This window comes from Agrobacterium tumefaciens (assembly GCF_013337285.1).
GTDB lineage: Bacteria > Pseudomonadota > Alphaproteobacteria > Rhizobiales > Rhizobiaceae > Agrobacterium > Agrobacterium burrii.
Genome location: NZ_SUPW01000002.1, coordinates 631,211 through 647,131 on the forward strand (window position 1 = coordinate 631,211; position 15,921 = coordinate 647,131).

The window sequence follows — 15,921 nt, forward strand, 5'->3', positions numbered from 1 at the left end:
CACAATGACGGCATCAGGGCGTTGTGGTCTTCAGGCCAGCAGGTCGTAGGTGCGGAAAATCCAGGCGATCTGGTAGATCAGCGCGAAGACGACGAGGAGCCGGTGGAAGCGGCGGTTGCCGATGAAGGCGGCGGACGTGAAAAGAACGACGTAAATCGCGGTACGGATGAGATATTCCGGGCCGAGCGTTGCGAGGTAGGCCTGTCCCTTCAGCAGCGTGTCACCGACATCGGTGACGAAAAGCGCTGCCAGGAAACCGAAGAACCAGCTTTTGCGGGAAAAGAAGTAGTCCTCATATCCCTTGTATTCCTTCATCTCAGTCGGAAACAGCAGCACGCAGAGGAAATAAAACAGCGAGCAGAACAGGATGAGGAACAGGAAGGCGCCGAAGCCCAGCACGTGGCCGGTGGCGGAAAGCCGGTGTTCCCACCACCAGAAATGCACCAGCATCAGAAACAGGAACGCCACCCAGCCGAGATGCAGCGGATAGATGTGTTCCTTTTTTGGATGTTGCACGAAACCGGCAAGGCCGGTCAGCAGGCGGGCGAGGCTGAGGCCGACCACCATGCCCATGACGGCACGGATGTGCGAATAGGCTTCTGCGGCGTTGACGGCGGCCTCCATCGTGCCTACTCCCCCGGAGGAATGGGCGTCGGCTGCCCGTTTTCGTCCATTGCCACCATGATGAAGGTGCCGGCGGTGACCTTTTCCAGCTTGTCGAAACGCGACCGCTGCGCCCAGGCCTCAACCGTCAATGTGATGGAGGTGCGGCCGACGCGGGCGATATCGGTATAGATGGACAAAGTATCGCCGATCTTTACCGGCAGTTCGAAGGCCATCTCCTTGACCGCCGCCGTAACCACGCGACAGCGCGAGCGTTCCGCTGCGCGGATACCGCTCGCCAAGTCCATCTGCGACATGACCCAGCCGCCGAAAATATCACCGGCCGGATTGGCGTCGGCCGGCATGGCGAGCGTCCGCAGGGTTAGCTCGCCGGTCGGTTTGATGGGCAGGTCGGTCATGTCGAGATTTGCTCCTTGCGAATGAGAAAGGCGCAGCATGCGTTGCGCTTTGCGATTTCGCAAGGAAGGGCAAGCGTCAGGACGACGCTTTGCCCAGAAATTGCTGCGTTGCGTAAAGGGCGATGGCCGCCGCATTCGACACGTTGAGCGATTTGATCTCGCCGGGCATATCGAGACGGGCGAGCGCCGAGACGGTTTCTCGCGTCTTCTGGCGCAGGCCCTTGCCTTCGGCTCCCAGCACCAGCGCAATTTTTGCGCCGCTGAAAGTCTGTTCGATGGGGCCGGGGCCTTCCGAATCCAGCCCGACCGAAAAGAAGCCAAGCTTGTGCAACTCGCCCAGCGCATCGGCCAGATTGGTGACCTGGATATAGGGAATGAGTTCCAGCGCGCCGGATGCGGATTTCGCCAGTACGCCTGACTCGGTCGGGCTGTGGCGCATGGTGGTGATGACGGCGCCGGCGTTGAAGGCGACCGCCGAGCGCATGATGGCGCCGACATTGTGCGGGTCGGTGACCTGATCGAGCACGAGGATCAGCGGGCTTTTCTTCAGCGCATCGAGCTTCTTGACCGGCAGCGGCCTGGTTTCCAGCATCACACCCTGATGGATCGCCTCGGGGCCGAGGACCTTGTCGATATCCTGTGGCGAAACCATTTCGACCGGGAAGGGCTGGGCATCCGCCTCGCCGATATCCAGACGCGCAAGCGCGTTCTGGGTGACGGAGAGCTTGACGATCTGCCGTTCGGGATTGGACAGCGCCGCACGCACGGTATGCAGGCCGTAAAGATGCACCTGATCCGGCGCAAGCTGCGGCGGCTTCCAGTCGTCCGCGCTGCGGCTTCTGCGCCTCTGCTGTGGCGGAGTGGGGATTTCGCCCCTTTCGCGTTTGGCGTCGCGCACGGCACGGCGCAGGGTGGCGTAGTGCGTGTCACGGGTGGATTTGTCGTTGGGATCGTCTTTGCTCATGCCGCCTTATATCTCCGGGAAGAGGCGCGCACCAGCCCCCGCGATAATCCACAGGGCTGTAAAGATGTTTGAATTTTTTCCCGAAAATTCGTGAAAGGGCGTGTTGACAGAAACGAACGAGGCCGTCATATACGCGCCACAGACGACGCAACGGCGCTTCGCCGCAGCGAAATCTGAAGAGCTTGGTAGCTCGATCCTAGCAGAAAGCTGGAGGGATGCCCGAGTGGTTAAAGGGGACGGACTGTAAATCCGTTGGCTACGCCTACGTTGGTTCAAATCCAACTCCCTCCACCATTCTGCACGGATCGAAATCACCACCGCGGGTATAGCTCAATGGTAGAGCAGCAGCCTTCCAAGCTGAATACGCGGGTTCGATTCCCGCTACCCGCTCCAGCGACCTTTCCAACAAGATCAATGACGTCAAAAAGCGTTGATTTTTCAGCGTTTTTGCCTCGCGCGTGCGTAAGGTCGTGCAACGGTATGCAGTGACATCCAGCACTTTTGTCGGTAAAAATTACGGTATTCGTCATCGTGGTGGAAAGCCGATACCGTAAAATGGCACTGACAGACTTTCAGGTTAAGAACGCCAAAGCCGACAGCAAGCCGCAGAAGCTATCTGATGAGAAGGGGCTTTACCTCTATATATCGGTTGCTGGCGGAAAGTCTTGGCGGTTTGATTATGATTTTTTCGGGAAACGAAAAACGCTGACGATTGGGGCGTGCCCGACGGTGGGGCTGGCGGATGCCCGACGACTGCGTGACGAGGCCAAGAAAAAACTGGCTGAGGGTTTGGACCCGTCGTTGGCTAAGAAACGCGATCACCTTACTGCCATCTCGGATATCTACCTTAACGGTCAACCGGCCGGGCGAAACGGTTCATTCGCTGCGGCTTTTCCCGGCATGAAGGGTGAGGTCGCCAATATTCGCGATATTGAGCAGGGCTTGGACCAGATCAACCGCCTGTCATCGAACGACGCGAAGACCTCGATGTTACCGGGTAAGGAAGATGGAACACAGTTCTAACTGTTGGATCGAGTAGAGAAAGGCTGGGCCGATGTTAAGCCACTATAACAATTTAGAATCGCTCATTGCTCCTGCGGATTGCAAACAATCTGTGGAGTTGGATTACGGTTCCATAGAACTCTACACAGGCAAATCGGCAGACAGGCTTTCGGCTGCAGGTCTCCTGAATTTGGTGCTACGTGAACCGACGGGTTGTCTATTAGCATGCACTCTGGCTTCAATTAAGAATACTAATCTGACGATTAAGTATCAAGAGGCAGTAAAAGAGCCAAATACCAGCGTGGTGATTGAAATTTGGTTGGAAGGGCCGGAGCTTCGTGCTCAGCATTGGGACGGATTTACATCGCGGTTTGATAAGAAGAGTATGAAACTTCTTTCACAAGAATTCACAAAATAGCCGGTCGTACACCCGGGCACCGAAACCTAGTTCGGATAGCCGGAGCGGTGTCAGCTTGATTGTTCCTGCAGTCTTCTTCCGTCTTCTTGGAACGAGCTGCGGCAGTCCGAGGAAAATGCACTTATCCGTGCTGGGCCGTTCACGGCTAAAGGGAGGCCTGTCAAGTGAAGTACAAATCGCCAGAAAACAGAACGGAAAAAGAAGTTATCGCGATTTTGTCGCGTATTGACAATGATTCAGAAGAAAGAATATCGGCATTTTTGTCTACTGTTTACTATGGAAAAACGATAAACGTTTCAGGATATATTTTGATAGAATAGTTTAAAAAGGCAAAATGTGGTAAAAGTTATGGTTAAAAAATATTTTTGAAACATTCTATGGAATGTGTCGGACAAATTATTGTATTGATGATAGTATTATTGTTTTGATGGATTTTGAAAGGCAGAATCCAGAATATAATTTGGATATTAAATCCACTATCGAAGCGCTTGTTGAGTACAAATCCATATTTAATGACGATCATAGCGAAGGGCGGTTTTGATGAAGGTTGGGGTAATTCCAATTCATTGTAGAAGACACTGCTGTAATTAATGAAGATGTTGAAATCATTCTCCTCCATTATTTTCGGATCTCTGTTCCTGACTGGACGCACCGCATTGAATCAGACATCGTCGGCCATCAACAACGCGAATGATGGTGTCGTTACTGCGATGCTGTCACCATACCGAAAACTTGCCTCCCAATGGCGAGGCAAGACACTCGCAGACTTTCAGAGCAGGTTCGGGGCACCCGCTCCATTTACTCTTCCCAGCATTATGTATCGCGTACAAAGCTTAGATTTTTAAGCGCTTTTATCGTATGTGCGGATACGCGCAGTCGTAGCCATCGGCATTTGTTTTACCGGCCGATGATCCGCATCGGCTCATCCGCACATTTGACGTTAAGTTCTGGTGCCTGGCCGCGAAGGCAGCGCCGGCCATTCTTTGCAATTGAGATCAAGGGCCGATCATGGTTCGATGCCGGGCGCGTAGCTGATTCCTCCCCGTCGATGCCAAGCTTGATCCGAGAGGCCCATGTCGATTTCAGATACGATCTTCCGCCCTTTCGAGAGGCTGATACGGCCGCTTGACATTCCTTTCCGCCCGTTGCCGTCGAAAGGCCCCGTGGCGGTGCTGCTGCATTTTATTGCGATGTTTCGCGGCGTCCTCATCGCACTTGCTTTGTCCTCCATGGCTGTGGAAGCCATCAATCTCTCCATCATCTGGGGATTGTCCGTCATCGTCGATGGTGTGACGGCGCAGGGAGCGGAGGCTTTTCTGCGCAATGAATGGCTGCTGCTCGCTGTCCTCGGACTGCTGATTTTTCCCGCCATGCCGATCGCGTCATTTCTTCTTAACACGCTCAATTCGCACACCCTTGGCATCGCGATGCCGGCGGCCATTCAGTGGCAGGGCCACAAGGCCGTGGAGCGGCAGGATCTGGCATTTTTCCATGAGCTTTATGCGGGGCAGGTCGCCTCGCGTCTTTCACAGGTGTCGTCGGCGGTCCAGCAGCAGATCATCAATGCATTCCAGACAGGACCGCGCTTCCTGTTGCAGATGGTCGGCTCTCTGGTTCTGCTGGCCGCACTATCCTGGCAACTGGCTCTGCCGGTGTTGGTCTGGATCGTGCTGAATGTGGTTCTCGCCGTTAAACTGGCTCCCGTCTTCACGGAGCGGTCACGCCGTTCGGCCAAACAAAAGAGCCTTGTCTCGGGAGCGATCACCGATCTCTACAGCAATATGCAGATGATCAAGCAATTCGCCGCTGAAGATAGCGAGGCGGGCGCAATCCGCCGCATCCTGATCAAGGCGGTGCAGACGCAGCACAGGGAGCAGCGTGTCTACCGCGCGTCCGAACTGGTCGTCGTGGCGCTCAATATGGCGTTATGGCTGGCGATTTTGTCGGTCGGTTTTTCCGGTTTGGTGAAGGGCTTCCTCACGGTCGGTGAATTTGTCGGTGCCGTCTATATTCTGCAACGCCTGTCTGGGCACACATTCACCTTCCTGCAGATGGGGCAGCAGATATTTCAGGCGATTGGCACCATCAAGGACGCCATGCCTGTCATGACGACGCCGCCCACCATCACTGACAGGGCAGGCGCTGCGGAACTGAGTGTTTCGCATGGGAACATTGATTTCGACGATATCCGCTTTGCTTATAAGTCAGGCAGGCCGGTGATTGATGATCTGTCACTGACCGTGCGCGCGGGGGAGAAAGTCGGCCTTGTGGGCCTGTCGGGAGCGGGAAAAACGACGCTGGTTAATCTGCTCCTGCGGTTTTACGACATTCAGGAGGGTGCAATTCGCATCGACGGTCAGGATATCCGTGATGTCACGCAGATGAGTCTGCGCCGTAATATCGGGGTTATCGCCCAGGATGTGGCGCTGCTGCACCGTTCCGTCGGCGACAATATTCGCTACGGGCGGCCGGAGGCGAGGCAGGAAGATATCGAGCGGGCGGCGAAAGTGGCCAAGGCCGATGCTTTCATCGCTGATCTTGCCGATAGCGAGGGGCGAAAAGGGTATCTGGCGTTTGTCGGGGACCGCGGCATCAAGCTTTCCGGCGGGCAGCGTCAGCGGGTCGCCATCGCTCGGGTACTCTTGAAAGATGCGCCCATCCTGATCCTCGATGAGGCCACATCTGCGCTGGATAGCGAGTCCGAAGCCGCTATTCAGGAAAAGCTCAATCTTGTGATGGAAGGCAAAACCGTGATCGCGATCGCGCACCGCCTGTCTACCATCGCCAGAATGGATAGGATCATCGTGCTGGATCACGGCCGGATTGTCGAAGAGGGGCGGCCGGAGGATCTGGTCGAGCGGAACGGGCTGTTTGCCCGGCTCTGGAAACGCCAGATCGGCGGCTTCATGCCGGAAGATGAGTGATCAAATCCTGCTGCCGACAACGCGTGAGATGTCACCCGTCATTTTAGGGGGCTGTTCTTACGGCCAAGTCAGTAGGGAGAAAGACATTGGGTGCGTGTCCCCGCAGGGGCCATGTAGCTGTTATCGGTCGGATGGTAGGAGGTGTATCGCGCCGCACACCATTTGACGTGGTTTATCTCCGCCTGTGACAGGGCGTAACCGTTGGACGTAGCTTCTTCACCTTTTCCCGCGGCGAAGGCGGATGCGGGGTAGCCGCGCTGGTTTGAATCCTGCGCTTGTTCCGGCGGTTCATAGGCCGGCTGTATGAGGCTCAGCGCGTGGGCGGGCATGACGGAAGCGCCAGATAATGCGACGCCAAGAGCGAGTGCGGAGATAGTCTTCGGCATCCTCAACATCGATAAATCCTCGTTATTCGTTCGGGATGCTAACGAAAATTTAGGAGATTCGTTCCCTGAGAGGGTTGACGCCACACGAACACGTGATTCTTCGGGATTGGGAAAAAGGTGAGGCGGCAGGATTGGAGAGGTTGCCTGCGACGGCTGTTGGGCATGACGCGTCCACGCGCAAAATGTGAGCCGGCATGATGCCGTCTCCATCAGGAAGATGCCGTGTCCCGTGAACGCGTTTCATTCCCTCATCAATTTGACTTTTCGTCCTTCCCGCACTGCTCGTTGACAAGCGGAAAATCCGGTCGGATAGTCGGCCGGCAATCATGCAAACGGGAGTCTTCAATGTTTAACAGGGTTGTCATTCTCTCATCCTTTGCGCTGCTGGCATCTGCAGCGTTCGTCTCCCCCGCAGCCGCACTCACCATGAAAGAGTGCAGCGTGAAATATCAGGCGGCGAAAACCGACGGGTCCGCGAAGGACGTCAAGTGGAACGACTATCGCGCCAAGTTCTGCGGCAGCGACGCGGCGGCTGAAGATGCCGCTGACAATAAGCAGGTCGCGGCCACACCCGACAAAGAACCCGAAAAAGCGACGATAAAGGCCCCGAAGGGCGTCGCTTTTCCGAGTGCTGTCGATAAGAAATACTCAAGCGAAACGCCCGGCAAGGCTCGCCTGAAGACCTGTGTCGATTCCTATCACAAGAACAAGGATGACGGCACGCTCGGCGATCTGAAGTGGATTCAGAAGGGCGGCGGCTACTGGAGCCTGTGCAACACGGCGCTGAAGAGCTGACAAGGGGCGGGGCGGCGACTGACTGCCGTCGCCCGACCATCAGGATGATTCCAAAATCATACCGGCAGGCGGGGTGCCGTTTCAGCCGGTGAGGCCGTGTTTGCGCCACCTCCGAAGTTGTGCGCCCTTATCGCTTTTTGCAGACCCTGCCGGTAATGGCGGGGTTTTGTTCGTGCACTGTCCATCGCCATCACCAGGTGGGGCAATGCCCGCATTATGATCGTGCGTAAAGGCGGGTGACTTCTTGCAGGCGGGTGCAAATCCTGGGCATCGGACAACCCCGTTTTCGGGCGGGTAAAATCTGCGAATAGTCCGTGATTCAGTATCTTGGTAGAAAGAGTTGATCCTGCGGTTCGGCCCGCATCCAGCAATTCAACGGTGAAGGCTGTCCCATGACGGCCGACCGGCAATGTGGGCGGATGACCAGACGATTTCGAAACTATCTCGCGGTGCTGACCATATCATTGCTGATGTGGGCGGTGATTCTTGGCGTCGCTTATTGGATGTATTGGTAAGGGCGGCTGTTGCGACCGCCGGCACGAACGGGCAGCGGATTGACATGTGTCGCCGATAGCTGCGGTGTGTCTCCGTCGTTTATATTCCCGGACATTCCAAAAGTGAGGACGGTTGGCCCAATTTTGGCTTTGCTGTCGTGACCTTATGTTTCGACCGGATCAGGAAAGGGTCGTCATGAGAAAATCCATCGCCGTCACGTGTCTTGCAATCTTGTCGTCACCGGTAGCTTCCAGCGCTCTGGCGGAAGATCTGGTGATTCCGCTTCCGAAGGACACGACGATTGAGAAGGTCGAGGCTGTCTATCAATGCGCTGCCGACACGGTGGAGGCCGTTTATTTTAATGCCGGCGACATCAGCCTCGTGCGACTGGGTTTGAAGGATGGCGTCATTGTTGCAGCGAATGTCATTTCAGGATCGGGGGCCAGATATCAGGGCGGCGTCCATGTCTGGTGGTCGAAGGGTGAGGAGGCCGATCTTTACGATCTGATGGCGGATCCGGAGATGAAGAAGCCGGTTCATTGCGTGGAAAAGAAGAAATCCTGATCGCCGTCGGCTGTCCTTAAAGGAGCGGCGGCAGGGCGGTCATAAAACCTTGCCATGCCGCCGGTCAGCGTTGAATTGCGCGCGCGGCGCGTTCAGCCAAGAACGAGCGACGCAAGAAGCGCCAGCAGGATGAGAGAGCTTGCGACAACGCCAAGCTTCACCCGTCTAAGGCGGCGGGTACGACCGCCGCTCCAGTCATAAGCCATTGGCAGCTTTACCTTTCTTTTTATTATTATGACTTATTACTAGCTCCCTAGGCTTGCTCGTGGCTGACCTCAATTGCCAAAAGCCATAGGCGAGAAATCATGATTTCCCTGTCTTGTCCGTATGTTGCAGCACGCGCGGTGAGTGATTCCCGTCGCTGCCGATACCTCTCGCGGTAAGTGGTTCTCAGGGCGGACGGTGCGGTGTCACGGGCGGCGAGGGCGGCTTGCGCCGTTGTGCGATTGAGGAGGTTTGATGCCCACATGTCAAAAAAAGGCCCGAAAACTTGTGTTTCCGGGCCTTTCGATAATGCGCTGCTTTAGTGGATTTCAGCCGAAATAAGGCTTGATGTATGGCAAGACTTCGATCACGCCGTGGTAGAGCATGTTAAGTGCCACGTAGATGATGACTATCAGGCCGATATAGGAAATCCAGCGATAGCGGTGCAGCAGTTTGGCGACGAAGTTGGCGGCAAGACCCATGAGGGCGATCGAGACGATAAGCCCGATCACCAGTACCGTCACATGTTCCTGTGCGGCGCCGGCAACGGCAAGAACGTTGTCCAGTGACATGGAGACGTCGGCGATGACGATCTGGATCGCGGCCTGCAGGAAGGTCTTGTGGCCTTTGGTCAGATCGGCTTCCTCGTCGGTCACCTCGTCTTCGATGGAGCCGGCCGCCTCGCGCAGTTCGGACCACATCTTCCAGCATACCCAGGCGAGCAGCAGGCCGCCGAACAATTGCAGACCGACAATGGCGAGAAGCTGTACGGTGACGGCGGCAAAGGCGATGCGCAGAACGGTGGCGGCGATGATGCCCACCAGGATCGCCTTGCGGCGAAGATGGGCGGGAAGCCCCGCAGCGGCAAGGCCGATGACGATGGCATTGTCGCCCGCCAGAACGAGATCGATCGCAATGACCTGTAAGAATGCCGTGAAACCGGCGGCTGTGAAGATTTCCATGGGATGGTCCTGAAACGGATAGACAAGGTCGCGAGGGAAAGCGACGGATCGAGATATGGCATGGGGTGGCGCCTGGCGCCGCGTTCCAATCGCCTGTCTCCCCCGGGCGATGGACTGTCCTTAAGCCATCATGGCGGTGCAGGTAAAGAAGTTGTGATGAAAATACCTTAATTAGTGATCGGCAATGGCGGGAAAGCGTTCGCCCGCGCCTCGCGTCGGTGTCCTCCTCCCGAGGGTTTAAATGTCGCAAACAACACACCATATACGGGCCTCAGGGCACGCTTGAAGCGCGTACGCAGACGCTTTCACAATTAAGTCTTGCGCATTCGCTTACAAAGCCTTAAACGGCGACACCAAACCGGTTCGCCGGGGAACCTACTTCACGTTCACAGGAAGCAATTCACATGGCAAAGAGCAAGTTTGAGCGCAATAAGCCGCACGTCAACATTGGCACGATCGGTCACGTCGACCACGGCAAGACGTCGCTGACTGCTGCGATCACGAAGTATTTTGGCGAGTTCAAGGCGTATGACCAGATCGACGCTGCGCCTGAAGAAAAGGCTCGCGGCATCACGATCTCGACGGCCCACGTCGAATATGAAACGCCTGCCCGTCACTACGCGCACGTCGACTGCCCCGGCCACGCCGACTACGTGAAGAACATGATCACCGGTGCTGCGCAGATGGACGGCGCGATCCTGGTTTGCTCGGCCGCCGACGGCCCGATGCCGCAGACCCGCGAGCACATCCTGCTTGCCCGTCAGGTTGGCGTTCCGGCAATCGTCGTGTTCCTCAACAAGGTCGACCAGGTTGACGACGCCGAGCTTCTCGAGCTCGTCGAGCTTGAAGTTCGCGAACTTCTGTCGTCCTACGACTTCCCGGGCGACGATATTCCGATCGTCAAGGGTTCGGCACTTGCCGCTCTTGAAGATTCTGACAAGAAGATCGGTGAAGACGCAATCCGCGAGCTGATGGCCGCTGTTGACGCCTACATCCCGACGCCTGAGCGTCCGATCGACCAGCCGTTCCTGATGCCGATCGAAGACGTGTTCTCGATCTCGGGCCGTGGTACGGTTGTGACGGGTCGCGTTGAGCGCGGTATCGTCAAGGTTGGTGAAGAAGTCGAGATCGTCGGCATTCGTCCGACGTCGAAGACGACGGTTACCGGCGTTGAAATGTTCCGCAAGCTGCTCGATCAGGGCCAGGCTGGCGACAACATCGGTGCGCTGGTTCGCGGCGTAACCCGTGACGGCGTCGAGCGTGGTCAGATCCTGTGCAAGCCGGGTTCGGTCAAGCCGCACAAGAAGTTCATGGCAGAAGCCTACATCCTGACGAAGGAAGAAGGCGGCCGTCATACGCCGTTCTTCACGAACTACCGTCCGCAGTTCTACTTCCGCACGACGGACGTGACCGGCATCGTTTCGCTGCCGGAAGGCACGGAAATGGTTATGCCTGGCGACAACGTCACTGTTGAAGTCGAGCTGATCGTTCCGATCGCGATGGAAGAAAAGCTGCGCTTCGCTATCCGCGAAGGCGGCCGTACCGTCGGCGCCGGCATCGTGGCTTCGATCGTCGAGTAATCTTTTCCCGCAAGGGATTTGAGAAAACCCCGCTGGAGACAGCGGGGTTTTTTATTGCGAGAAAATCTCAGCAGTCGATCCGCGCAATGTCACCATCCCTGAGATGGAAGAACGCGTCCTGTGGTACTTCGAGGCGAAGTGTTTCGTCTTTCGGGAGGCTCGCATAAACGCCGCGCAATATCCGGCTGGTGATGCCGTGGCAGATGATGATCGCATCGCGGGCCTGTCTCTGTTTGATCGTCTCAAGGCTACGGCTCACCCGGTCCGCCATTTTTTCGAACGTTTCGCCGCCAGGCGCGTGAAAAAACCATTCATGCCGATCCAGCCCGTCGCGCAGGCCGGGATATTCGTGATCGATCTCGTAATCCGTCATGCCGTCCCAAGCGCCCATACCGATTTCCATCAGGCCGGGATCAAGGGTGATGCCGTCGATCATGCCAATCTCACTCGCTATGATCTCACAGGTCTGTCTTGCCCGCCCGAGCGGACTGGAGAAAATATGCGCTTCATCGGTTCCGGTCAGCCCGGCCAGCCGGCGCCCCATGCGTGCGGCCTGTTGCCGTCCCAATTCCGTAAGGGGCGAATCGACCTGACCCTGCCAGCGCTGGGCGGCATTAAATTCGGTCTGGCCGTGACGGACGAGATAGATACTCATGGGTTTCTCCTGTGGGGGAGTATGAGGAAGATCAAAGGAGTAGGCATTGTGCCGGGTGGGGCGGGCGGCTTGTCCGTGTATTTTGCCAGACATTGTGAAAAAACGAAAAACACCCTTGCCATTCTTTTCCCTGCGCCTTAAAGGAACGCATATCGAACTGGCCAAGCGATTTTCGCGGCCGGTTACGGTGATGAAGGGGTATAGCTCAGTTGGTAGAGCGGCGGTCTCCAAAACCGCAGGTCGTAAGTTCGAGCCTTACTGCCCCTGCCACTTTCCATTCGCAAGCGCGGGTCTTCGCTGCAAGGCAGATGGATGCCGGATTTCCGGCGAATTTCGCGGAATGTCGATTTCCTCTTGTTAAAAGTGGAATCGGTGTTTATGTAGGTCAAAACAGACACGCGGTGCGTGGGGCTGATTAATTCGGCTTTACGTGCCGTAATTGCGTGGGCAGTCAATGGCATCCAAAACCAATCCGTTTACGTTTCTGCAGCAGGTTCGCGCCGAAGCGTCTAAAATTACTTGGCCGTCGCGCCGCGAGACCATGATTTCGACGGCTATGGTGCTGGTGATGGTCATTTTCGCGGCTCTGTTCTTCTTTGCTGCGGACCAGCTCATCGGCTGGCTGCTCAGCCTCGTGCTGAACGTCGGCCGGTAACGGCACGGTCAAAGGATTGAACGGAGAATAAAAATGGCAGCGCGCTGGTATATCGTTCACGCATATTCGAATTTCGAAAAGAAGGTCGCTGAGTCGATCGAAGAAAAGGCCCGCCAAAAGGGCCTTGATCATCTTTTCGAGAAAATCCTCGTGCCGACCGAAAAGGTTGTCGAGGTGCGTCGCGGCCGTAAGGTCGATAGCGAACGCAAGTTCTTTCCAGGTTACGTGCTGGTGCGCGCCAATCTGACGGATGAGGCCTATCACCTCATCAAGAACACGCCGAAGGTTACCGGTTTCCTCGGTTCGGACAATAAGCCTGTTCCGATTCCCGATTATGAAGCCGATCGTATTCTCGGTCAGGTTCAGGAAGGTGTCGAGCGTCCGAAGTCTTCGGTTTCGTTCGAGATTGGCGAGCAGGTTCGCGTTTCCGACGGTCCGTTCGCGTCGTTCAACGGCGTGGTGCAGGATGTCGACGAAGAGCGTTCGCGCCTGAAGGTGGAAGTTTCGATTTTCGGCCGCGCTACGCCGGTCGAGCTGGAATACAGTCAGGTCGAGAAGGTCTGACTGGAGGGGTGAAACCCCAAGCGCGTGGAAGGCAATCTGGCCCTTTAAGCCGGGGCAGGGCGCCGCACCACGCAACCGCAGCCGCCGGAGCGATCCGGCCAGAGAAGCCGGGTAACCGGTTTGAATTGAAAGGCAGAGAGATATGGCTAAGAAAGTTGCAGGCCAGCTCAAGTTGCAGGTAAAGGCTGGGTCGGCCAATCCGTCCCCGCCGATCGGTCCGGCACTTGGTCAGCGTGGCGTTAACATCATGGAATTCTGCAAGGCGTTCAATGCCGCCACGCAGGAAATGGAAAAGGGTATGCCGATCCCGGTCGTCATCACCTATTACCAGGACAAGTCCTTCACCTTCATCATGAAGCAGCCGCCGATGACCTATTGGCTGAAGAAGGAAGCAAAGATCACCTCCGGTTCCAAGACGCCTGGCAAGGGCGCCAAGGTCGGCTCCATCACCAAGGCTCAGGTCAAGACGATCGCAGAAGCCAAGATGAAGGATCTGAACGCAGCCGACATCGAAGGCGCAATGGCAATGGTTGAGGGCTCCGCCCGCGCCATGGGCCTGGAAGTGGTAGGTTGATCATGGCCAAGGTAGCAAAGCGCATTCAGAAGATCCGCGAAGGCGTGGATCCCAACAAGCTTTACGTTCTCACCGACGCCATTTCGATGGTCAAGGAACGTGCGGTTGCCAAGTTCGACGAAACCGTTGAAGTTTCGATGAACCTCGGCGTTGACCCGCGCCATGCGGACCAGATGGTTCGTGGCGTTGTCAATCTGCCGAACGGCACCGGCCGTGACGTTCGCGTCGCCGTTTTCGCCCGTGGGGTCAAGGCTGATGAAGCCACGGCTGCCGGTGCTGACATCGTCGGTGCGGAAGATCTGGTTGAAATCGTTCAGAGCGGCAAGATCGACTTCGATCGTTGCATCGCGACCCCGGACATGATGCCGCTCGTCGGCCGTCTCGGCAAGGTACTCGGCCCGCGTGGCATGATGCCGAACCCGAAGGTCGGTACGGTGACCATGGATGTTGCCGGCGCCGTCAAGGCGTCCAAGGGCGGCGCTGTCGAATTCCGCGTCGAAAAGGCCGGTATCGTGCACGCTGGCATTGGCAAGGCATCGTTCGACGCCAAGGCTCTTGAAGAGAACATCAAGGCTTTCGCTGACGCAGTTATCAAGGCAAAGCCGACGGGCGCCAAGGGCAACTACGTCAAGCGCGTTGCCATCTCCTCGACCATGGGTCCGGGCGTCAAGATCGACCCTTCGTCGGTTTCGGCCTAATCAATTCTCGCGCGTCTTTCGGGGCGTGTGATTAAAAGAATTTCCGGCTCTCAGGGAGCCGGAGATTTCCGGGGAAACCCGGAACTCCTGTCCGAGATTGCAGGTGGCCATGTCTTTCGGGATCTGGCCTTAATCATTCAACCTGCATGAGACGGGTGAGGCTGGATTTGAGACATCTTCAGGATGTCTGACTGTCCGGTTCGAACCTGGTGTGCCTGTGCCTGAAGCCGTTTGCGGCGACAGAGCGGGGGACAGGATCCTCGAGCGTCGCTCGGGATCTTTGTAAAAAGGTCCCCTGGGGCAAAGGCAAACCCGACGGGTTCACAATCATGTGGTCCCGTCTACTGGAGACAGACAGTGGAAAGAGCGGAAAAACGCGAATTCGTCACGGAGCTGAACGAAGTCTTCAAGGCTTCCGGTTCGGTTGTCGTGGCCCACTATGCTGGTGTCACCGTTGCGCAGATGAACGACTTCCGTTCAAAGATGCGCGCTGCCGGAGGCACCGTCAAGGTCGCGAAGAACCGCCTGGCCAAGATCGCTCTTCAGGGCACGGAGTCGGAAGGGATGACAAATCTCTTCAAGGGCCAGACGCTGATTGCATACAGCGTCGACCCGATGATCGCTCCGAAAGTCGTTATGGATTTCGCAAAGACCAACGATAAAGTCGTTGTTCTCGGCGGTTCCATGGGTGCAACCACGCTCAATGCCGAAGCAGTCAAGTCGCTTGCGACCCTGCCTTCGCTGGACGAGCTGCGCGCAAAGCTGCTGGGCCTTCTCAATGCCCCGGCAACTCGCGTTGCTACGGTTGTCGCCGCACCTGCAAGCCAGCTTGCACGCGTGTTTTCGGCTTACGCCAAGAAGGACGAAGCCGCTTAAGGCGGTTTTTCGCTGTAATTATTCAAACCGGTTCGAACCGAATTAAAGGAACTGACAAATGACTGATCTCGCAAAGATCGTAGACGACCTCTCCGCATTGACCGTTCTGGAAGCTGCAGAACTGTCCAAGCTTCTTGAAGAAAAGTGGGGCGTTTCCGCTGCTGCTCCGGTAGCTGTTGCTGCTGCTGGCGGTGGTGCTGCTGCTGTTGTTGAAGAAGAAAAGACCGAGTTCGACGTTGTCCTGGTTGACGCTGGCGCCAACAAGATCAACGTCATCAAGGAAGTCCGCGCTATCACGGGTCTCGGCCTGAAGGAAGCCAAGGACCTCGTTGAAGGTGCTCCGAAGGCTGTCAAGGAAGCTGTTTCCAAGGCTGAAGCTGCTGACCTCAAGAAGAAGCTTGAAGACGCAGGCGCCAAGGTCGACGTTAAGTAATCTTGCGATTGCTTGCGGGGGAGGCTGTCTCAGCCTTCCCCGTCTGTCATCGTTTTAAACCTTATTACCCAAAAGCCGCGTGAAAATGGCTTTTGGGTAATGGGTTCTTCAAGAGAATGGTTCCGAACCGGCTCATCTAGGCAATCCGGC

General features: G+C 56.4%; 17 protein-coding genes, 3 tRNA genes and 2 pseudogenes. 16 read left to right on the top strand and 6 right to left on the bottom strand.

Annotated features, from left to right (window positions below):
- Window positions 1–30: 30 nt before the first annotated feature.
- The 3 genes from FCH38_RS08865 to rlmB form a co-directional block, all read right to left on the bottom strand.
- Window positions 31–624, bottom strand: coding sequence for a hypothetical protein (locus tag FCH38_RS08865; protein WP_174373524.1), 594 nt, complete (start codon window positions 622–624; stop codon window positions 31–33).
- Between the two features lie 5 nt (window positions 625–629).
- Window positions 630–1,022 (bottom strand): acyl-CoA thioesterase, encoded by a 393-nt coding sequence (locus FCH38_RS08870; RefSeq protein ID WP_149900265.1) that lies wholly within the window; start codon window positions 1,020–1,022, stop codon window positions 630–632.
- A 76-nt stretch (window positions 1,023–1,098) separates the two neighbouring features.
- Window positions 1,099–1,986: a 23S rRNA (guanosine(2251)-2'-O)-methyltransferase RlmB gene (rlmB, locus tag FCH38_RS08875; protein WP_153515109.1), complete on the bottom strand. Its 888-nt coding sequence runs from the start codon at window positions 1,984–1,986 to the stop codon at window positions 1,099–1,101.
- A 209-nt stretch (window positions 1,987–2,195) separates the two neighbouring features.
- Here rlmB and FCH38_RS08880 point away from each other — a divergent pair.
- The 6 genes and pseudogenes from FCH38_RS08880 to FCH38_RS08905 all read left to right on the top strand — a co-directional run bounded on the left by FCH38_RS08880 (window position 2,196) and on the right by FCH38_RS08905 (window position 6,330).
- Window positions 2,196–2,280, top strand: a tRNA-Tyr gene (locus tag FCH38_RS08880).
- A gap of 25 nt (window positions 2,281–2,305) precedes the next feature.
- A tRNA-Gly gene (locus FCH38_RS08885) sits at window positions 2,306–2,379 on the top strand.
- 162 nt (window positions 2,380–2,541) lie between these two features.
- A pseudogene (locus FCH38_RS08890) lies at window positions 2,542–2,790 on the top strand (Arm DNA-binding domain-containing protein); the annotation flags it as partial.
- Between the two features lie 27 nt (window positions 2,791–2,817).
- A pseudogene (locus FCH38_RS08895) lies at window positions 2,818–3,000 on the top strand (POTRA domain-containing protein); the annotation flags it as partial.
- A 40-nt stretch (window positions 3,001–3,040) separates the two neighbouring features.
- Window positions 3,041–3,406, top strand: coding sequence for a hypothetical protein (locus tag FCH38_RS08900; protein WP_153515110.1), 366 nt, complete (start codon window positions 3,041–3,043; stop codon window positions 3,404–3,406).
- A gap of 1,073 nt (window positions 3,407–4,479) precedes the next feature.
- Window positions 4,480–6,330 carry an ABC transporter ATP-binding protein gene (locus FCH38_RS08905; RefSeq protein WP_174373525.1) on the top strand — a complete coding sequence of 617 codons (1,851 nt, stop codon included), beginning with the start codon at window positions 4,480–4,482 and terminating at the stop codon, window positions 6,328–6,330.
- Between the two features lie 68 nt (window positions 6,331–6,398).
- On the opposite strand, the gene FCH38_RS08910 is transcribed toward FCH38_RS08905, so the two are convergent.
- Complete coding sequence (locus tag FCH38_RS08910) at window positions 6,399–6,725, bottom strand: BA14K family protein (RefSeq protein WP_174373526.1); 327 nt, start codon at window positions 6,723–6,725, stop codon at window positions 6,399–6,401.
- Between the two features lie 336 nt (window positions 6,726–7,061).
- Here FCH38_RS08910 and FCH38_RS08915 point away from each other — a divergent pair, with 336 nt between their 5' ends.
- Both FCH38_RS08915 and FCH38_RS08920 read left to right on the top strand, forming a co-directional pair.
- Window positions 7,062–7,511, top strand: a complete 450-nt coding sequence (locus FCH38_RS08915) for a hypothetical protein (RefSeq protein WP_149900269.1) — start codon at window positions 7,062–7,064, stop codon at window positions 7,509–7,511.
- Between the two features lie 690 nt (window positions 7,512–8,201).
- Window positions 8,202–8,570: an MliC family protein gene (locus FCH38_RS08920; RefSeq protein ID WP_174373527.1), complete on the top strand. Its 369-nt coding sequence runs from the start codon at window positions 8,202–8,204 to the stop codon at window positions 8,568–8,570.
- A 533-nt stretch (window positions 8,571–9,103) separates the two neighbouring features.
- Here the strand turns inward: FCH38_RS08920 and FCH38_RS08925 are convergent.
- Complete coding sequence (locus FCH38_RS08925; RefSeq protein WP_149900272.1) at window positions 9,104–9,736, bottom strand: TerC family protein; 633 nt, start codon at window positions 9,734–9,736, stop codon at window positions 9,104–9,106.
- A 404-nt stretch (window positions 9,737–10,140) separates the two neighbouring features.
- On the opposite strand from FCH38_RS08925, the gene tuf reads away from it, so the two are divergent.
- Window positions 10,141–11,316, top strand: a complete 1,176-nt coding sequence (gene tuf / locus FCH38_RS08930) for an elongation factor Tu (RefSeq protein WP_174373528.1) — start codon at window positions 10,141–10,143, stop codon at window positions 11,314–11,316.
- A gap of 67 nt (window positions 11,317–11,383) precedes the next feature.
- On the opposite strand, the gene FCH38_RS08935 is transcribed toward tuf, so the two are convergent.
- Window positions 11,384–11,971, bottom strand: coding sequence for a histidine phosphatase family protein (locus tag FCH38_RS08935; protein WP_149901710.1), 588 nt, complete (start codon window positions 11,969–11,971; stop codon window positions 11,384–11,386).
- Window positions 11,972–12,165: 194 nt separating this feature from the next.
- Between FCH38_RS08935 and FCH38_RS08940 the strand changes: the two genes are divergently transcribed.
- The 7 genes from FCH38_RS08940 to rplL all read left to right on the top strand — a co-directional run bounded on the left by FCH38_RS08940 (window position 12,166) and on the right by rplL (window position 15,771).
- Window positions 12,166–12,241 (top strand) — tRNA-Trp (locus FCH38_RS08940).
- 184 nt (window positions 12,242–12,425) lie between these two features.
- Window positions 12,426–12,626, top strand: coding sequence for a preprotein translocase subunit SecE (secE, locus tag FCH38_RS08945; protein ID WP_003523719.1), 201 nt, complete (start codon window positions 12,426–12,428; stop codon window positions 12,624–12,626).
- Between the two features lie 33 nt (window positions 12,627–12,659).
- Complete coding sequence (nusG, locus tag FCH38_RS08950) at window positions 12,660–13,190, top strand: transcription termination/antitermination protein NusG (RefSeq protein WP_149901711.1); 531 nt, start codon at window positions 12,660–12,662, stop codon at window positions 13,188–13,190.
- Window positions 13,191–13,332: 142 nt separating this feature from the next.
- Window positions 13,333–13,764, top strand: a complete 432-nt coding sequence (rplK, locus tag FCH38_RS08955; protein ID WP_045024949.1) for a 50S ribosomal protein L11 — start codon at window positions 13,333–13,335, stop codon at window positions 13,762–13,764.
- A gap of 2 nt (window positions 13,765–13,766) precedes the next feature.
- Window positions 13,767–14,462 (top strand): 50S ribosomal protein L1, encoded by a 696-nt coding sequence (gene rplA / locus FCH38_RS08960; RefSeq protein ID WP_149901712.1) that lies wholly within the window; start codon window positions 13,767–13,769, stop codon window positions 14,460–14,462.
- 357 nt (window positions 14,463–14,819) lie between these two features.
- The gene (gene rplJ, locus FCH38_RS08965) at window positions 14,820–15,338 is read left to right on the top strand and encodes a 50S ribosomal protein L10 (protein ID WP_003507705.1); all 519 of its coding nucleotides are present in this window, start codon (window positions 14,820–14,822) and stop codon (window positions 15,336–15,338) included.
- Between the two features lie 58 nt (window positions 15,339–15,396).
- Complete coding sequence (gene rplL / locus FCH38_RS08970; protein WP_149901713.1) at window positions 15,397–15,771, top strand: 50S ribosomal protein L7/L12; 375 nt, start codon at window positions 15,397–15,399, stop codon at window positions 15,769–15,771.
- The last annotated feature ends 150 nt before the right edge of the window (window positions 15,772–15,921 follow it).